Source organism: Sphaerisporangium sp. NPDC005288 (assembly GCF_040607475.1).
Taxonomy (GTDB): domain Bacteria; phylum Actinomycetota; class Actinomycetes; order Streptosporangiales; family Streptosporangiaceae; genus Sphaerisporangium; species Sphaerisporangium rhizosphaerae.
This window is the reverse complement of sequence record NZ_JBEXGT010000029.1, coordinates 63,777-79,310: the sequence shown is the minus strand read 5'-3', so window position 1 is coordinate 79,310 and position 15,534 is coordinate 63,777. Positions and strand designations below refer to the sequence as shown.

General features: G+C 74.9%; 8 protein-coding genes. 6 read left to right on the top strand and 2 right to left on the bottom strand.

Going from position 1 to position 15,534, the window contains the following annotated elements; genetic code table 11:
* Positions 1–18: 18 nt before the first annotated feature.
* A complete protein-coding gene (locus tag ABZU32_RS25680) occupies positions 19–3,009 on the bottom strand; it encodes a bifunctional [glutamine synthetase] adenylyltransferase/[glutamine synthetase]-adenylyl-L-tyrosine phosphorylase (RefSeq protein ID WP_354925949.1) in 2,991 nt (996 codons plus the stop codon).
* 81 nt (positions 3,010–3,090) lie between these two features.
* Positions 3,091–3,855, bottom strand: coding sequence for a type 1 glutamine amidotransferase (locus ABZU32_RS25675; RefSeq protein WP_354925893.1), 765 nt, complete (start codon positions 3,853–3,855; stop codon positions 3,091–3,093).
* A 370-nt stretch (positions 3,856–4,225) separates the two neighbouring features.
* Here ABZU32_RS25675 and grpE point away from each other — a divergent pair, with 370 nt between their 5' ends.
* The 6 genes from grpE to ABZU32_RS25645 all read left to right on the top strand — a co-directional run bounded on the left by grpE (position 4,226) and on the right by ABZU32_RS25645 (position 15,495).
* Positions 4,226–4,990, top strand: a complete 765-nt coding sequence (grpE, locus tag ABZU32_RS25670; protein WP_354925890.1) for a nucleotide exchange factor GrpE — start codon at positions 4,226–4,228, stop codon at positions 4,988–4,990.
* 3 nt (positions 4,991–4,993) lie between these two features.
* Entirely contained in the window at positions 4,994–6,577 is a 1,584-nt protein-coding gene (locus ABZU32_RS25665; protein WP_354843608.1) for an Hsp70 family protein, read from the top strand.
* 12 nt (positions 6,578–6,589) lie between these two features.
* Positions 6,590–9,298 (top strand): hypothetical protein, encoded by a 2,709-nt coding sequence (locus ABZU32_RS25660; RefSeq protein ID WP_354925887.1) that lies wholly within the window; start codon positions 6,590–6,592, stop codon positions 9,296–9,298.
* 4 nt (positions 9,299–9,302) lie between these two features.
* Positions 9,303–10,475, top strand: a complete 1,173-nt coding sequence (locus ABZU32_RS25655) for a hypothetical protein (protein WP_354843613.1) — start codon at positions 9,303–9,305, stop codon at positions 10,473–10,475.
* Positions 10,476–10,841: 366 nt separating this feature from the next.
* Positions 10,842–13,409: a hypothetical protein gene (locus tag ABZU32_RS25650; RefSeq protein WP_354925884.1), complete on the top strand. Its 2,568-nt coding sequence runs from the start codon at positions 10,842–10,844 to the stop codon at positions 13,407–13,409.
* A 58-nt stretch (positions 13,410–13,467) separates the two neighbouring features.
* On the top strand, positions 13,468–15,495 hold the full coding sequence (locus ABZU32_RS25645) for a hypothetical protein (protein ID WP_354925882.1): 2,028 nt from the start codon (positions 13,468–13,470) through the stop codon (positions 15,493–15,495).
* Positions 15,496–15,534: the final 39 nt, after the last annotated feature.

Below are 15,534 nucleotides of genomic sequence, written 5' to 3'. Positions count from 1 at the left end.
AGAGCGGAACGCGGCGGGTCAGGCGCCGCCGTAGAAGACGCGCTCGGTGACCACCCGCGCCCGGCGGGTGGTCCGCAGGTAGTCCTCGACGAAGTCCTCCGAACCGTCGGGCGGATAGCCGAGAGCGCGGGAGATCAGCATGCGCTCGCGCACGTCGACCGGGATGCTGTCGCCGGCCCGGCCGCGCACCAGCATGATGGCGTCGCGGATCTGGGAGGCGAAGCGCCAGGCCTCGGCCAGGACCTCCTCGTCGGTGGAGGCCAGCAGCCCGGCTCCGACGGCCGCGCGCAGGGCCTCCAGCGTGCGGGTGGTGCGCAGCTCGGGGATCTCGCAGGCGTGGCGGAGCTGGATGAGCTGGGCGAGCCACTCGACGTCCGACAGCCCGCCCCTGCCGAGCTTGGTGTGCAGCAGCGGGTCGGCCCCGCGGGGCAGCCGCTCGGCCTCCATGCGGGCCTTCAGCCGGCGGATCTCGCGCATGGCCGCCTCGCCGATGCCGTCGGGCGGGTAGCGAAGCGGTTCGACCAGCTCCATGAACGCCTCACCCAGGTGCGGGTCTCCGGCCGAGAACCGGGCGCGCAGCAGCGCCTGGGACTCCCACGGCGAGGACCAGCGCCGGTAGTAGGCGGCGTAGGAGGACAGGGTGCGCACGAGGGGGCCCTGGCGGCCCTCCGGGCGCAGGTCGGGGTCGATCAGCAGCGGCGGGTCGGGCGCGGGACGGGCGAGCAGGCGGCGCAGCTCGTTGGCGACCGCGTGCGCGGCGTCGGCGGCGGCCTTGTCGTCGGCGCCCTCCAGCGGCGAGTGGACGAACATCACGTCGGCGTCGCTGCCGTAGGAGCATTCGTAGCCGCCGAGCCGGCCCATCGCGATCACCGCGAAGCGCGTGGGGAACTCGCCGCGCCGTTCGAGGGTGACCTTGTGGACGGCGGAGTCCAGGGCGGCCTGGATGGTGACGTCGTTGAGCTCGGACAGGGCCTGGCCGACCTCCTCGATGTCGATGCGGCCGACCAGCCCGGCGACCGCCGTGCGCAGCAGCTCGCGGCGGCGCAGCGCGCGGACCGACACCACGGCGCTCTCGGCGTCCTGGGAGTGGCGCCGCACCGAGGCGGCGGCCTCGCCGGCGATGGCCTGCTTGGGGCGAGGCGTCAGCTCGCCGTCCGAGCCGAGCATGGCGACGGCGTCCGGCGAGTGCAGCAGCAGGCCGGTGGCGTAGCGGCTGGTGCCCAGCAGGCGGGCCAGGCGCTCGGCGACCGCGGTCTCGTCGCGCAGCAGGCGCAGGTACCAGGGGGTGGTGCCGAGCTTGTCGCTGATCTGGCGAAAGCCGAGCAGCCCGGCGTCGGGGTCGGGCGCGTCGGCGAACCAGCCGAGCATGACCGGCAGCAGCGTGCGCTGGATCGCCGCCCGGCGGGAGACGCCGCTGGTGAGGGCGGCGATGTGCCTCAAAGCTCCGTCGGGGTCGGCGTAGCCGAGCGCGGACAGCCGGGCCGAGGCGGCCGCCGCCGACAGGCGGGCCTCCTCTCCGGGCAGCCGGGCGACGGCCTGCAGCAGCGGCCGGTAGAAGAGCTTCTCGTGCAGGCGCCGCGCCTCCCTGGCGTGGCGCTTCCAGCGGGTGGTGAACTCCCCCACCGGGTCGACGACCATGCCGAGGCCGCGGCCGATGCGGCGCAGGTCGGTGACGTTCTCCGGCACGACGTGCGTGCGGCGCAGGCGGTGCAGCTGCAGCAGGTGCTCGATCTGCCGCAGGAAGGTGTAGGCCTCGGCCAGGGCCTTGGCGTCGTCCCTGCCGACGTAGCCGCCCCGCGAGAGGGCGGCCAGGGCGGGCAGGGTGGCGCGGCGGCGCAGCAGCCCGTCGGTGCGGCCGTGCACGAGTTGGAGGAGCTGGACGGCGAACTCGATGTCGCGCAGGCCGCCGGGGCCGAGCTTGATCTGCCGGTCGGCCTCGCCGGCGCGGACGTGGGCCTCGACCCTGCGGCGCATGGCCTGGACGTCCTCGACGAAGTTCTCGCGGGCGGCGGACTGCCAGACCAGCTCGTTGACCGCGGCGACGTACTCGCCGCCGAGTTCGAGATCGCCGGCGACCGGCCGCGCCTTGAGCAGCGCCTGGAACTCCCAGGTCTTGGCCCACCGGCGGTAGTAGGTCAGGTGGCTGGTGAGCGTGCGGACCAGCGGCCCGGCCTTGCCCTCGGGCCGCAGCGCGGCGTCCACCTCCCACAAGGAGCCCTCGGGGGTGCTGGTGGAGCACGCGCGCATCATGCCCTGCGCCAGCCGGGTGGCGGTCTGGAGCGCCTTGGTCTCGTCGACGCCGTCGCGGGGCTCGGCGACGAACACGACGTCCACGTCGCTGATGTAGTTCAGCTCGCGGGCGCCGCACTTGCCCATTCCGATCACCGCGAGGCGGACGTCGGCGCTCTCGGGGACCTCGGCCCTGGCGATGGCGAGCCCGGCCTCCAGGGCGCCGGAGGCCAGGTCGGACAGCTCGGAGGTGATCTCCGACAGCGAGGCGGCGCCGGTGATGTCGCGGGCGGCCAGGTGCAGCAGCCTGCCGCGGTAGGCGACGCGCAGGGCGGACATGGCCGACGTGGCCGACGTGGCCTCGGCGCCGCCGTGCGCGGCGCACGGCTCGGGGTCGTCCGGGTCGGCGCCGACGGCCGCCAGCAGCTCTGAGCGCATCGCGTGCCGGGGCGTGCGCTGGACGGCCTCGTCGCCGGACAGGAGCTTCCAGTGCTCGGGATGGCGCACGACGTGGTCTCCGAGCGCGGCCGACAGCCCGAAGACGCCGAGCAGCCGCGATCGCAGGCCCGGGTCGGCGCGCAACGCGCCGAGGACGCTCGGGTCGCGCTCGGCGAGGCGGTTGAGCGAGATGAGGGCGAGGTCGGGGTCGGCCGCGCCGACCAGGGCCGCGAGCAGGTCAAGATCGCCCACGGCCTCGGGTCCGAGGTCGTCGAGAAGCCGCTCGGCCTGGGCTCCGTCGGCGAAGCCCAGCCGGGCGAGACGCCCTGCTGTCGTCTGCATACGGGACTCGGCGGTCACATGCTCAACGTAGCCGCTTCCTCACCGATTCGTCGTTAGTGGTTTCGCTACGTAATCGTCCGGTCACCGGGAATGGACATGGGTGCCGGGCAGGTCGCCGGGCTCCCGCCCCTTCCGCGCGACGGCGGCGAAGGCTTCGGCGAGGGGGCGCCAGGTCCGCCGCAGCTCCGGATCGGCGGCGTCCACCTCGGCGCAGAGCCGGGCGGCGTCGTGTCCGGCCGCGGCCAGCTCGGCGAGGTTCGGCCCGGTCCACGACCGGAAGATCTCCGGCGACGCCTCGGGGTGGAATTGCACGGCCCAGGCCCGCTCACCGAGGCGGAAGGCCTGGTTGGGGTAGGCGGCGCCCGTGGCCAGCGGGACGGCGCCGGGGGGCAGGACGGTGACGGCGTCCTGGTGGTACTGCACGGCCCGCGCGGTGAGCGGCATCCCGGCGAACAGCGGGTCGTCGGCGGCGGCCGGCAGCAGGGACACCTCGCCCAGCCCGACCTCCAGCCCCGCCTCCCCCGGACGGACCTCTCCGCCGCAGGCCAGCGCCATGAGCTGGGCGCCCAGGCAGATGCCGAGGGTGGGCAGCGACGCCTCGACCGCCCGTCTGATCAGCTCGCGGGTGGCCGGCAGCCATGGCGTCCCCTCGTCGTCCCAGGCCGACGGCGCGCCGCCGAGCACGACGAGACCGGTCACTCCCGACCCGGCGTCGAGGGAGGGGATCTCCTCGCCCAGGTACGGCCGCACGACCTCGCAGGCCAGGCCCGCGCCGGCCAGCCACCCGGCGAACAGGCCGAGGCCCGCCTCGGCCTCGTGCTCGACGATCAGGATCCGGTTTGTCATCCCTCAATTATGAGTGTCCGGATCAGCGCCCCCGCCGGTGGAACACAGGAGGGACGCGGACCCGCACCGGGCGGATTCGCCCGCCGGGACGAGAGGCGGCGGCGATCCCATCTGACATCGCCCGGCGCGCAATGCGTGTAACTAATGGGACTTATGGGATCTAAGCCATATCCAACCGAGAATTCCCTGCGCCGAGCCGTGAAGGATGTATATACGGTGCAGGTCCCGCCTCCGAAAGGCCCGCGACCGGGATGACCGATCAGTCCGACATAAGGCTCATTACCGGACAGATCAATCTCTACCGGGCGGGGTCTTCGGTGGCCTACAGTTACTGACGTCAGGAATTCTTATTTCCGCCGCGAGGAGATCGATGGCGCCTCCCCCCGAAGAGCCGCGCGAGCCCGCCTCCGGCGGCACGACGCCCTCCGCGCCCTCCGAGGGGCAGGCCGACGCCGCCAAGGAGCTCTCGCGCCAGGTCGAGGAGCTCACCCGCCGGCTCGCCGCCCTCGCCGAGACCGTGGGGCGCGAGCACGAGCGGGCGGCGCACCGGGAGCAGGTGATCGACCGCCTGCACGCCGAGAACCAGCAACTGCGGCACGGGGCGCTCCAGGAGGCCCTGACCCCGGTCAGGGCGGCCCTGTACCGCCTGCACGACACGGTGGCGCGCGAGGCGGCGCGCTGGCAGGGGCCGCGCGTCCCGTCGGCCGAGCTGGCCGGGCCGCTGTTGTCGGCCATCGCCGAGGAGCTCGCCGAGGTGCTCGGCCGCACGGGCGCCGAGCGCGCGGGCGTCAAGGCGGGCGACGCCTATGACCCGGCCCTCCACCGGCCGGCGGGCACCAGCCCGGTGGCCGCCGGGGAGGACGGGACGGTCGTGGAGGTGCTGGGCGAGGCCTTCACCATGGGCGAGCGGGTGCTGCGCAAGGCGCCGGTAGTGGTGGGGAGGGCCGACGACCGGGCCGCGCAGCCGAAATCGACCGAACCAAAAAAAGCGAAGAAACAGGATAAAGCGGGCAGCGCGGACGACCCGAAGCAACAGCGAGGCAATCGAAAAGACGGCAAGGCCGACAATGCGCGTGACGCGGTGAACGGCGCCGCCGAACGCGCCGGCGGCGGCACGGAGAAGGGGAGCGAGTAGGGGATGGCTGTTCACGGGATCGACCTCGGTACGACGTATTCGTGCATCGCCTATGTCGACGACGTCGGCCGTCCCACGGTGCTGCGCAACCTGGAGGGCGCCGACACCACGCCCTCGGTGGTGTTCTTCGAGTCGCCCGACAACGTCGTGGTCGGGGCGACCGCCAAGGACAGCGCCGTCCTGCACCCCGACCTGGTCGTCAGCCGCATCAAGCGCGACATGGGGCAGGACACCCCGCGCGTGCGGCACGGCAGGCCCTACACCCCGGAGGAGATCTCCGCCTTCGTCCTGCGCAAGCTCGCCGACGACGCCGCCACCGCGACCGGCGAGACGGTGGACGACGTCGTCATCACCGTCCCGGCCTACTTCGGCGCCGCCGAGCGCGACGCCACCAGGAAGGCCGGGCAGATCGCCGGCCTCAACGTCATCGACATCATCTCCGAGCCGATCGCCGCGGCCATCACCTACGGGGTGCTCAACCCCGACCAGGACCGCACGATCCTGGTGTACGACCTCGGCGGCGGCACCTTCGACACCACCGTGATGCGCATCCAGGGCGGGGACATCGAGGTCGTCTGCACCGACGGCGACCACGAGCTGGGCGGCGCCGACTGGGACGACCGCCTGGCCGAGCACCTGGCCGAGCGGTTCCGCGAGGAGCACCCCGACGCCGGCGACCCGCTGCTGGACAAGCACTCCGAGCAGCAGCTCCGCCGCGACGCCGAGGACCTGAAGAAGACCCTGTCCACGCGCGCCCAGCACGTCGTCCGCGTCATGCACGAGGGCCGGGTCAGCACCGTCGAGCTCACCCGCGCGTCCTTCGAGGAGCTCACCCGCGACCTGCTCGACCGCACCATCGAGATCACCCGGCGCACGATGGAGACCGCCACCGGCAAGGGGGTCGCCGCCTACGACCACCTGGTGCTCGTCGGCGGCTCCACCAAGATGCCCGCGGTCACCGAGGCCCTGCAGAAGGAGTTCCAGCTCACCCCCCGCCTGCAGGACCCCGACCTGGCCGTGGCCAAGGGCGCGGCCCTGTTCGCCTTCGAGGAGACCTACCGCCGCCTGATGCGCTCGGGCGAGCCGGCCAAGGCCAAGGAGATCGCCGAGCGGGCGGGCCTGAGCGCCGAGCAGCAGGAGCAGATCGCCGGCCGCACGATCAAGACGGTCGCCTCGCGCGCCTTCGGCATCATCGTCACCGACAAGGAGACCCGGCGCCGCAGCGTCGAGCACCTCGTCCACGCCAACGACGCGCTCCCCGCCGGCGTCACGCAGGACTTCTACACCATCGACAGCGGACAGACCGGGGTCACCATCGAGGTCATGGAACAGGCCGGCACCGCCGAGTCCGAGGAGGTCGAGGACAACGGCGTCATCGCCGAGGGTGTGCTGAAGATCCCCGCGGGCAAGCCGGCCGGGTGGCCGATCGAGGTCACCTTCGCCCTGGACGCCTCCGGGCTGCTGCAGGTCACCGCCCGCGAGCGCGAGACCGGCGAGGAGCTCGAACTGCGCATCCAGATCGGCGGCATGTCCGAGGAGGACGTCGCCGAGTCCCGGGCCGCCCTGTCCCGCGTCCAGGTCAGCTAGCCGGGCGGTCGCATGGCGTTCGACGAACAGCGCTACACCCGGGAGGTGCTGGAGCCCGCCCGCGAGGCCGGCGGTCTCCCGCCGGAGGATCTGCGCGTCCGCTACCAGCTCACCGAGGCGATGACGGCCGCCCAGGTCGCCGAGACCGTGCGGCAGGTGCGGCAGTGCTGGCGGCGCGCCCGGGGCATGCTGAAGTACAAGCGGCTGGCCGACCGGCTGGAGGCCGACCACGCGCGGTTCTCGCCCATCTTCACCGCCGCCGCCGAGGGCGACCTGGCTCCGCTGCGCGAGGCGCTGGGCGACTCCGAGCGCAGGGCGGCGCGCCGGCTGTCGGGCGCCGGCGGCCGGCTGGAGGACGCCGCGGGGCGGCTGCGCATGCTCTCCCCCGCGCTGCTCGCCACCATCGCCCGCTCCAGCGGCGTCAGCCAGGAGGAGGCCGTCCGGCTGGCCGCCGAGCGGGACATCGAGGTCCGCGACCCCGACCCGCTGCCCGACGCGGCCCCCTACCCCGGGTTCGCCAAGGTGCGCGAGGCGCTGGACGTGCTCGGCGCGCCCCACCTGGGCCGCTTCCTGTTCGGCGACCGGTGCGCCGAGATGCGGGTGCTCGACGGCTTCGCGGTCGCCGGCGGCGGCTCGGTGCCCGAGGCCATCGCCGAGGTGGGGCGCCACTGGGCCGCCCGCACGCGCGGGCCGTGGACCATCGGCGCCGACACGGTGCTGGCCGCCCTGCGCAACTCCCCCGACCCCGCGGCGCTGGTCCTGTACGACATCGTGTCCCGCCTGCGCGAACGGGTCCGCGAGCACCCCTACGACGACACGCTGCTGCGCCACGCGACCACCGAGCTCGACCTCGCCGCCGGCGACGCGCGCCGGCTGATCTTCGCGGTCCGCGGCGAGGGCGGCCTCGGCGGCGGCGCGGCCTCGCGGCTGCGCGAGCTGGTCGACGCGGGAGAGATCCACGCGGCGGCCGACTTCGCCGAGGCGCTGGAGCCCGGCGCGCTCACCGGCGACGCCGCCGAGCTGGCCACCGAGGTGCGGGCCCGGCTCGCGCAGGCCGTGCGGCTCAGAGAGCGGGCGCGCACCGCCCTGGACCCCGACGACGCCTGGCTCGCGGCGCGCGACGCCCTCCAGCGCGTCCCCGACCTGCCCGGCGCCGCCGAACTGCTCGCCCGGCTGGCCCCCCACCCGGCGCGGGCCGTGCGCGCCGCCGTCCAGGGCGAGGGGGTGAGCCTGGTCTGGCAGCCCTCTCCGTCACGGGCCGGCCGCATCGTCTACGACGTCTACCGCGACGGCATCCTGCTGGCGACGGCCGAGCGGCCCTCCGCTCGCGACGAGCAGCCGCCGGTCAACACCCCGGTCGCCTACTGGGTGGTCGCCCGCAGGGACGAGGCCGTCGCCATGCCGGCGCTCGCCGCCACGGTGATCGTCCGTCCCGAACCGGGCGACCTGCGGCTGACCGCGGGCGACGGGGTGGTGTCCGGGCGCTGGGCGCGGCCCGCCGAGGCCACCCGGGTGATCGTCACCCGGGACGGGCACCCGGTGCCCGCCGGCGACACCGGGTTCCGCGATAGGGACGTCGCCAACGGCACCAGCTACAGCTACACCGTCCGCGCCGTCTACGCCGACCCCGACGGCGAGGTGGTCACGCCGGGCGTGCGGCGCACGATGACGCCCCTCGGACGGCCGCGGCCGATCACCGACTTCACCCTGCGGCCCGACCCGTCGGCGCCGGGCACCTTTCTGGTCCACTACGAGGAGCCCGCGACCGGCGCCCTGGAGATCGTCGGCCTGGACGCGGCGCCGCCCTGGCCGATGGGCACCACCCTGTCGCTGACCGAGCTGCGCGCGGCGACCCGGGCCGTTCCCTCGGCGCCCACCCGCGACGGCCAGTCGATCCGCCCCGGCGGCGGCCAGGGCGTGCTGCTGGCGGTCACCGTGTCCGGCGAGCTGGCCACCGTCGGCGCGCACATCGAGCACGTCAACCTGGCTCCCCCGGCCCGGCTCACCGCCCAGCGCCGCGGCGTCACCGTGTACGTCGGGTTCGTCTGGCCGCCGGACGTCCCGGAGGTCGAGGTCCGCTGGAACGGCCGCAGCATGATCGTCAACTCGGCGGCCTACCGGGCGCAGGGCGGGGTGCGGCTGGACGTGCCCGAGGGCGAGCCGGTCACCGTCGAGGTCGCGCCCACCTCCATGGTGCGCGGCGAGCGGGTGCGCGGCGCCGCCGTCAGCCTGCACCTGCCCGGCCGCGTCCCGGTCCGCTACGACCTCAGCCAGCAGGGGCCCGCCTGGCGGCGCTCGCTGGTGGTCGAGATCACCGCCGACCGGCCCGTCCGGCTGCGCCGCCTGGCCCTGGTGCTCAAGCCCGGGCACGTCCAGCCCAAGTCCGCCGACGACGGCATCCTGCTGGACGACTGGACCGACCTGGAGGTCCCGGCCCGGCTCACCGTCCCGGCCCCGCGGCAGGCCAAGCCGTACTGGCTGCGCTGCTTCGCCGAGGGCGCCGTCGAGAGCGCTCCGGCGTGGGAGCCCTACGGGGACGCCGCAGCGGCCGGCCGCACCCCCATTCCCGGCGGCGGGCCTGGCCCGTCGTTCGGCGGCGGCCTGGTGTTCGACGACGACCCCGATCCAGGGCCGGCGCACGGCCACGGCGCCGACCGCGGCGGCCCGGGCGGCGAGGTCGCCCTCATCGACCCGCCGGTCCGGCGGATGAAGGTGGGATGACGCCGTGGTGATCACCTGCCCGTTCTGCTTCGCGCGGCTCGATCGCAACCGCATCGCCTTCCGCTGCGCGGGCAGGTCCGGGCGCGGCGGCGGATGCGACGCCGTGCTGGACGAGACCCTCGCCGACTACCTCGGCTCGCCCGCCGCCGCGTCCCTGCCGCCGGTGTTCTCCGTGCGCAGGCCGGGACGGCGGGCCGACTGCCCCAGGTGCACGCGCTCCACCGGGTGGCGGGTGTGCCCCGAATGCCACAACCGGCTGCCCGCCGAGTACTGCGCGAACCCCGGCAAGATCGTCGCGCTGGTCGGGGCCAAGGGGTCGGGCAAGAGCACCTACATCGCCGTGCTGCTGCACGAGCTGACCAACCGGGTCGGGGCCGAGCTGGACTCCTCGCTGGTCGCCTGCGACGACCGCACCATCGCCCGCTACAAGCAGGACTTCGCCCGGCCGCTCTACGGCGAGCAGCGGCTGCTGGCCACCACCCGGCCGGCCGCCACCGAGCCCCGCGACCCGCTGGTGTACCTGCTCACCCGCACCGTCCCCGGCCGCCTGCGCTCCAAGACCATGTCGCTGACGCTCGTCCTGTTCGACACCGCCGGTGAGGACCTGCGCAGCCGCGAGTCCACCGAGACCCATCTCCGCTATCTCAACGCCGCCGACGCCATCGTCTTCCTGGTGGACCCGCTGGAGCTGCCCGGGGCCAAGGCGTCGCTCAGCGGCATCGCCGCGGCCAGGAGCGGCGTCAACGCGGGCGACCCCGACAGCGACCCGATCAACGTCATCAGCCGGGTCACCGAACTGCTGCGCGACCGGGCGGGGTCGGGGCGGCTGAAGGTGCCGGTGGCGGTGGCGCTCAGCAAGATCGACGCGTTGCAGGAGGGCATGGACACCCAGTCGGCCCTGCACCGGGCCCGCACCCCGTCCGGCACCCTCGACCTGGACGACCGCGAGGCCGTCCACGAGCAGATCAGGGCGCTGCTGGACGAGTGGCAGGCCGGCATGGTCGACCGCTACCTGCGTCAGCACTTCATCGACTTCGCGCTGTTCGGCCTGTCCGCTCTCGGCGGCGTCCCCGGCGCCGACAGCGTCGGCCCCGGGGGCATCCGCCCCTACCGCGTCGAGGACCCCCTGCTATGGCTCCTCCACCGCTTCGGCATGCTCACCGGAGTCCGCCGATGACCCCCACCCAGTCGTACCGCCGAACCACCCGGGCCGAACCCCGCCCACCAGCGCCACCGACCGCCGCACCACCCCATCGACCCGCCCACCCAAGCCCCCCGATGACCCCGAGGCCGCCGTGCCCCCGCCGGACCGCGCTCGGCGCTCTCCTTCCACCGGCGCCACCGTCCGGGGCGTGGCACGGGGGAGCCGATTGTTCCGCGCCGGCGGTGCCGGCTCGCTCGGGTCCTGCCGCGCCGGGGCGGTGGCCGTGCCCTCCGCCATGCGCGCGCACACGACGGCGCCGCGACGGCGAGGAGGGGGACGGCGCCGCCGTACGGCGGGCGACCCGGCGCCCCTTCGCCGACCTGGAGGGGGGCGGGGCCGATGGCGTGGCAGTTGCATTACACCTCCGCTGAGGCGGGGCCCGCCGGGCGGGCGGGGTTCCAGTTCGTCGCCGAGTCGCCGGGGCTGCCCCACGGCCTCGCGGGCAAGGTGGCCCCTTACCTGTCCTACAGGCCGCCGCCGGGCGCGCCGCTCGCCCCCACTCCGGCCGAGGTCGCCGGGCTGCCCGTGGCCCTCGCCTACGGCCCGGCCGGGTCTCGGTACGTCCTCACCCGCTGCGTCTACCTCGGCCAGGACTATTCGGGCCGGTACGGCAACTACCTCGGCCACGCCGTCGTCGCCGACCCCGAGGAGCTGACGGGCCTGCGCCCGGTGGAGTTCTGGCAGGCCCCCCTGTGGTCGGACGTGCCCGCCTCCTCCGGGACGGCGCTCCCCGCGCTCACCGACCTGCCGCCCGGCGACCACGTCGACCCCGAGTCGCTGGCCTCCTGGCTCGCCTCCGGCGGCGAGGCCGCCTACACGCGGCTCGGCGCCCTGCTGGAAGCCGTCGTCAAGGCGCTCTCCCAGGGCCACGGACGGCTGGTGCTGGTCTGCGCGGACGTCGAGGAGATCGTGCGCTGGATCGGCGTCATCTCCTACTCGCTGCCCTGGCAGGTGGCCGCACGGCTGCCGTTCTGCACCTACAGCGCCGACCCGGGCGCGGCGCCGCAGGTCATCGTCGGGACCACCCCCGACGTCTGGCTGCCCTCCGACATCGACGCCGCCGTGGTGCGGCTTTCCGAGCCCCCGGCCGCGGCGGGCCTCCCGCTCGGCCGCTTCGCCCGTACGGTCGCCGAATGCTGGCGGCGCCTGGACCTGGCCGGCATCGACGCGATCGGCGAGCTGCGGTCCGCCGGCGGCCTGGACGGCGAGGGGTTCGAACCGGAGACCAGCGCGGCGCTGCTCGCGCTGTGCAGGGGCGACGACAGCGTGACCGCCGAGGAGCAGGCGGCCATCGCGCGCACGCTCTCGCCCGGCCTGCCCGACTGGCTGTGGTCCGACCTCGGGCGCGTGTGCGACCGGATGGAGTACGAACTGGCCGACGCCGCCCGTGCCGTGGCGCCCGCAGAGACCGCCGAGCTGTGCGCCGCGCGCTGCGCCGTTCTGGCCCTGCGCGACCCCACGCTGCCGTCCCCCGCCCCTCCGGCGTGGCCGCGGACGCGCGAGACGCTGCGCGCGGAGGCCGCGCGGGCGCTGGCCGATGTCCGGGACGCCTCCGAGCTCGTCCAGATCGCGGCCACCGCAGAAGCGGTCGGCGCGCCCATCGACCCCGCCGGCCTCGCGCTCGCGGCCCACGCCGTCGTCCGTGCGGGCAGGGGCGACCTCGGCCTCCTGCTCGAACGGGTGCCGCCGGGCATGCGCGAGGCCGTGCTCGCGGGAGTGGTCCGGGGGCTTGAGGAGTCGGCGCCGGCGGTGCGCGGGCGGATGCTGAGCGACGAGGTGTGCGACCTGCTGGCCTCGCGCGACCTGTCGTCCGCGCCGCTCACCGGGACGGCGGTGATCCTGTCCCGGGTCCGGCGCGACCGCCTCCCCCGCGTCGAGGCCACCGTCCAGCTGATCACCCTCCACGAGACCGCGACCGCCGCGTCCGGCCCCGGCCCCGTTCCCACCGCCCCACCCGACCCCGTTCCCGGCGCCCCACACGACCTCGGGCCCGGCGCCCTACACGATCCCGGGCCCGGCGCCCTGCACGATCCCGGGCCCGCGTCCGGTTCGCCCCCTCACGGCGCCGAAGACGCCTGCGGCTCCCCTCTTCCCGGGGCCGGGGACGCCTCCCACGCCCTTCACCCCTATGCTTCGGCCTTTTCCAGCACCGCCCCTTCGCACGGATCGGTGGAGGCGGCGCATTCTCCTGGGGTGGGCGCGAACGGCGATGACATGCCGGCCGGGGCGCTGGACGCCGCGGTGTTCGCGGTGTGGGAGCAGGCGCCCGGCCGGGCCGAGTGCGAGGCCCTGGTCCGACGGCTCGGCGCCGCCATGGGCCGTTCGCCGCACCTCAGCGACCTGCCGGCCCGCACCTTCCTCGCCGAGGGCGTCGAGGACCCCGCCCTGGTGGGGCTGGCCGGGCTGGTGCGGGACACCGTGCCCGGATATCCCGCCGCGGACGCCGAGGTGGTGCTCCTGGTCGCCGGCCTCCGGGAGGCCGCCGACCCCGCGGGCGCGGCGGCGACGCTGCGGCGGCTGGAGGATCTGCGGCCGGAGTGCGACGACGAGCTGCTGCGGGAGGCGCTGGCCTGCGCCGCCCGGACCACGGCCGATCGGGAGCCGCGCTTCCGCGCCGAGGTCATGCGGCGACTGCCCGAGGAGGCGAGGACCGGGCTGGCCCACGCCTGGCTGGAGGAGCGCAGGAGCCGCGACGAGCAGGCCGCCCTGCTGGAGGTCGCGGTCCGCCTGCACCTGGCCGGCGCCACGGCGCCCGAGCTGGACGCGTGGGCGAGATCGCAGCTCACCGGCTGGTCGCCGTTCGGGTCCGCCGACTCGCGCTTCAAGCACGACCCGGAGCTGGCGGCCGGACTCAAGGAGATGGCGAAGGGCCGGCGCACCCTCCCCTGGCAGCGAGACCCCCGATGACCCCCCACATGAGTCCCTCGATGCCCCTCCACATGAGCCCCTCCAAGGGGGTGGGCTGATGCCGTTCGTCTTCGGCGTCGCGGTCGTGCTGTGGGGCGCGTGCATGTACTTCGGGTTCCTGTACGGGTTCCCGGTCGTCGCCACGCTGACCCTGGCCGCCGCGACCGCGGCCGGTGTCGGGCACTACTTCCTGCGTGCCGGGCGGGTGCTGCTCCCGGTCACGGCACGCGGCGCCTCCCCCGTCGTCGCCGGCGCGGCGGACGCGGAGGGCCGTCCGGGCGCCGCCGAGACCGACCGGGACCCCGTCTACCGCCACTACCTGTTCGGCCAGATGGCACTGGACTGGTGGCGGACGCAGCGCGCGGCCGTCCCCGCGATGGCGCAGGCGGCCAGGCGGGCGCTCGGCACGGTCACACGGCGGCTGATGACCAACGTCCAGGGATTCTTCGTCCTGCCCATCTGGCTGGCCCTGGTCGCGGGCGTCGCCGCGGCGGTGGTCCCGCTGGCCGCCGTCGCCGCCGCGCTCACCGCCGCGTACGCGCTGGTCGCGGCGGCGGGGCTGCTGTTATGGCTGAGCTGTCTGCTGTTGCTGCTGTGCGTGGAGACGGTGTTCATGCGGGCGCGGCGCATCCTGCAGACCTGCCCGCACCCGCAGTGCTACGCGCGCATCAGCCTGCCCGAGTACGCCTGCCCCACCTGCGGGCGGCGGCACCGCCACCTGGCTCCCAACCTCGACGGGGTGTTCCGGCACGTGTGCCGGTGCGGCACACGCCTGCCCACGGCCATCGTCCTCGGCCGTTTCCGGCTGCCGGCGTACTGTCCCGAGTGCGGTCGCGCGCTGCCGCCCCGCATCGGCAGGGCCCGCATCGAGCCGCTGCCCTTCATCGGCGGGCCCGACGCGGGCAAGACGACCTTCATGGTGCTGGCGCTGAACGCGCTGAACCGGGTGGTGAAGGACGCGCAGGGCCGGGCCGGGTTCGTGGTGGAGGGCGATGAGATCGCCTTCTCACGGCTGCGCCAGGAGCTGCGGCTCGGCAGAGTCTCCAAGACCACGACGCGGGCCCCGTCGGCGACCATGGTGGACGTCACGCTGCCCGGCTCGCGGGCCCGCAGCGGCAACCGCATTCTGTACCTGTTCGACCCCTCCGGGGAGGGGTTCACCGGCGCCACCCAGGTGGAGGCGATGAGCTACCTGGCCCACGGCGAGGCGATGCTGCTCGTGGTGGACCCGTTCGCCCTGCCGCTGGTGCAGCTCGGCCTGTCGGAGGGCGAGCGGCAGTCCCTCCAGCGCGCCGGCGTCGTGCTGTCCCCCGAGGACCCCTCCGACACCTTCCAGCGGGTCAGGAACGAGCTGGCCGCACGGGCCGACGGGGGCCGGCAGAAACGCGTCGCCGTCGTCGTCACCAAGGCCGACCTGCTCCGCACGACGGCCGTGGGCCAGGACGCCGACCGGCTGCCGGAGTGGTTCGACGGGGTCGGCCTGGGCAACATGGTGCGCGACCTGGCCAGGACGGCCGCCGAGGTGCGCTACCTGGCCTCCGGGCTTCCGGCCGACGACACCGCCGTCGCCGGCCTGCTCGCCTGGCTGGTCGGCCTGCCCGTGAACGGCTCCGACCCGGACGGCCACGACCACGCCTCCTCCGCGAGCATCGCCAACGGCGCCAAGCTCAGGCTCCACGGGAGAATCCGCCTCGCCACGGCCCCGGCGCGGGCAACGGCGCGGGACGCTTCCACCGGACCGGGCGCCGTGACAGAGCCAGAGGCGGAACCGGAGGCGGGCACCCGGCCCGGCGGGAACGAAGGCACCCGGCCCGGCAGGCCGCGGCCCGGCGGGGACGAAGGCACGGACGCAGGCGGGGACGGCTCTGAAGGGGACGGTTCTGAAGGGGACGGCGATCCGGAGCTGACGACGGCCGACCTGCGCGGGCCGTGGGCGCCGAGCCGGGGCGCGGAGGACCGGGTGCCGCTGACCCACCGGCTCCTGCGCTGGTCGATCTTCGGCGCCTCGGCCCTGCTGGGCACAGGCGTGCTGGCCCTCCTGACGATCTGGACGATCAGCCTGATCCGCGCCGGCCTCGCGCTCTGACCCGGCGTCCGCACGCGCCGACGGGACCGGCCCTCACAC

What these genes read in the sequence shown, in the direction of transcription:
- ABZU32_RS25660 (WP_354925887.1), top strand. Translation starts at nt 6,590, where the DNA reads ATGGCGTTCGACGAACAGCGCTACACCCGGGAGGTGCTGGAGCCCGCC.
- ABZU32_RS25645 (WP_354925882.1), top strand. Translation starts at nt 13,468, where the DNA reads ATGCCGTTCGTCTTCGGCGTCGCGGTCGTGCTGTGGGGCGCGTGCATG.
- ABZU32_RS25675 (WP_354925893.1), bottom strand. Translation starts at nt 3,855, where the DNA reads ATGACAAACCGGATCCTGATCGTCGAGCACGAGGCCGAGGCGGGCCTC.
- ABZU32_RS25665 (WP_354843608.1), top strand. Translation starts at nt 4,994, where the DNA reads ATGGCTGTTCACGGGATCGACCTCGGTACGACGTATTCGTGCATCGCC.
- grpE (WP_354925890.1), top strand. Translation starts at nt 4,226, where the DNA reads ATGGCGCCTCCCCCCGAAGAGCCGCGCGAGCCCGCCTCCGGCGGCACG.
- ABZU32_RS25680 (WP_354925949.1), bottom strand. Translation starts at nt 3,009, where the DNA reads ATGCAGACGACAGCAGGGCGTCTCGCCCGGCTGGGCTTCGCCGACGGA.
- ABZU32_RS25650 (WP_354925884.1), top strand. Translation starts at nt 10,842, where the DNA reads ATGGCGTGGCAGTTGCATTACACCTCCGCTGAGGCGGGGCCCGCCGGG.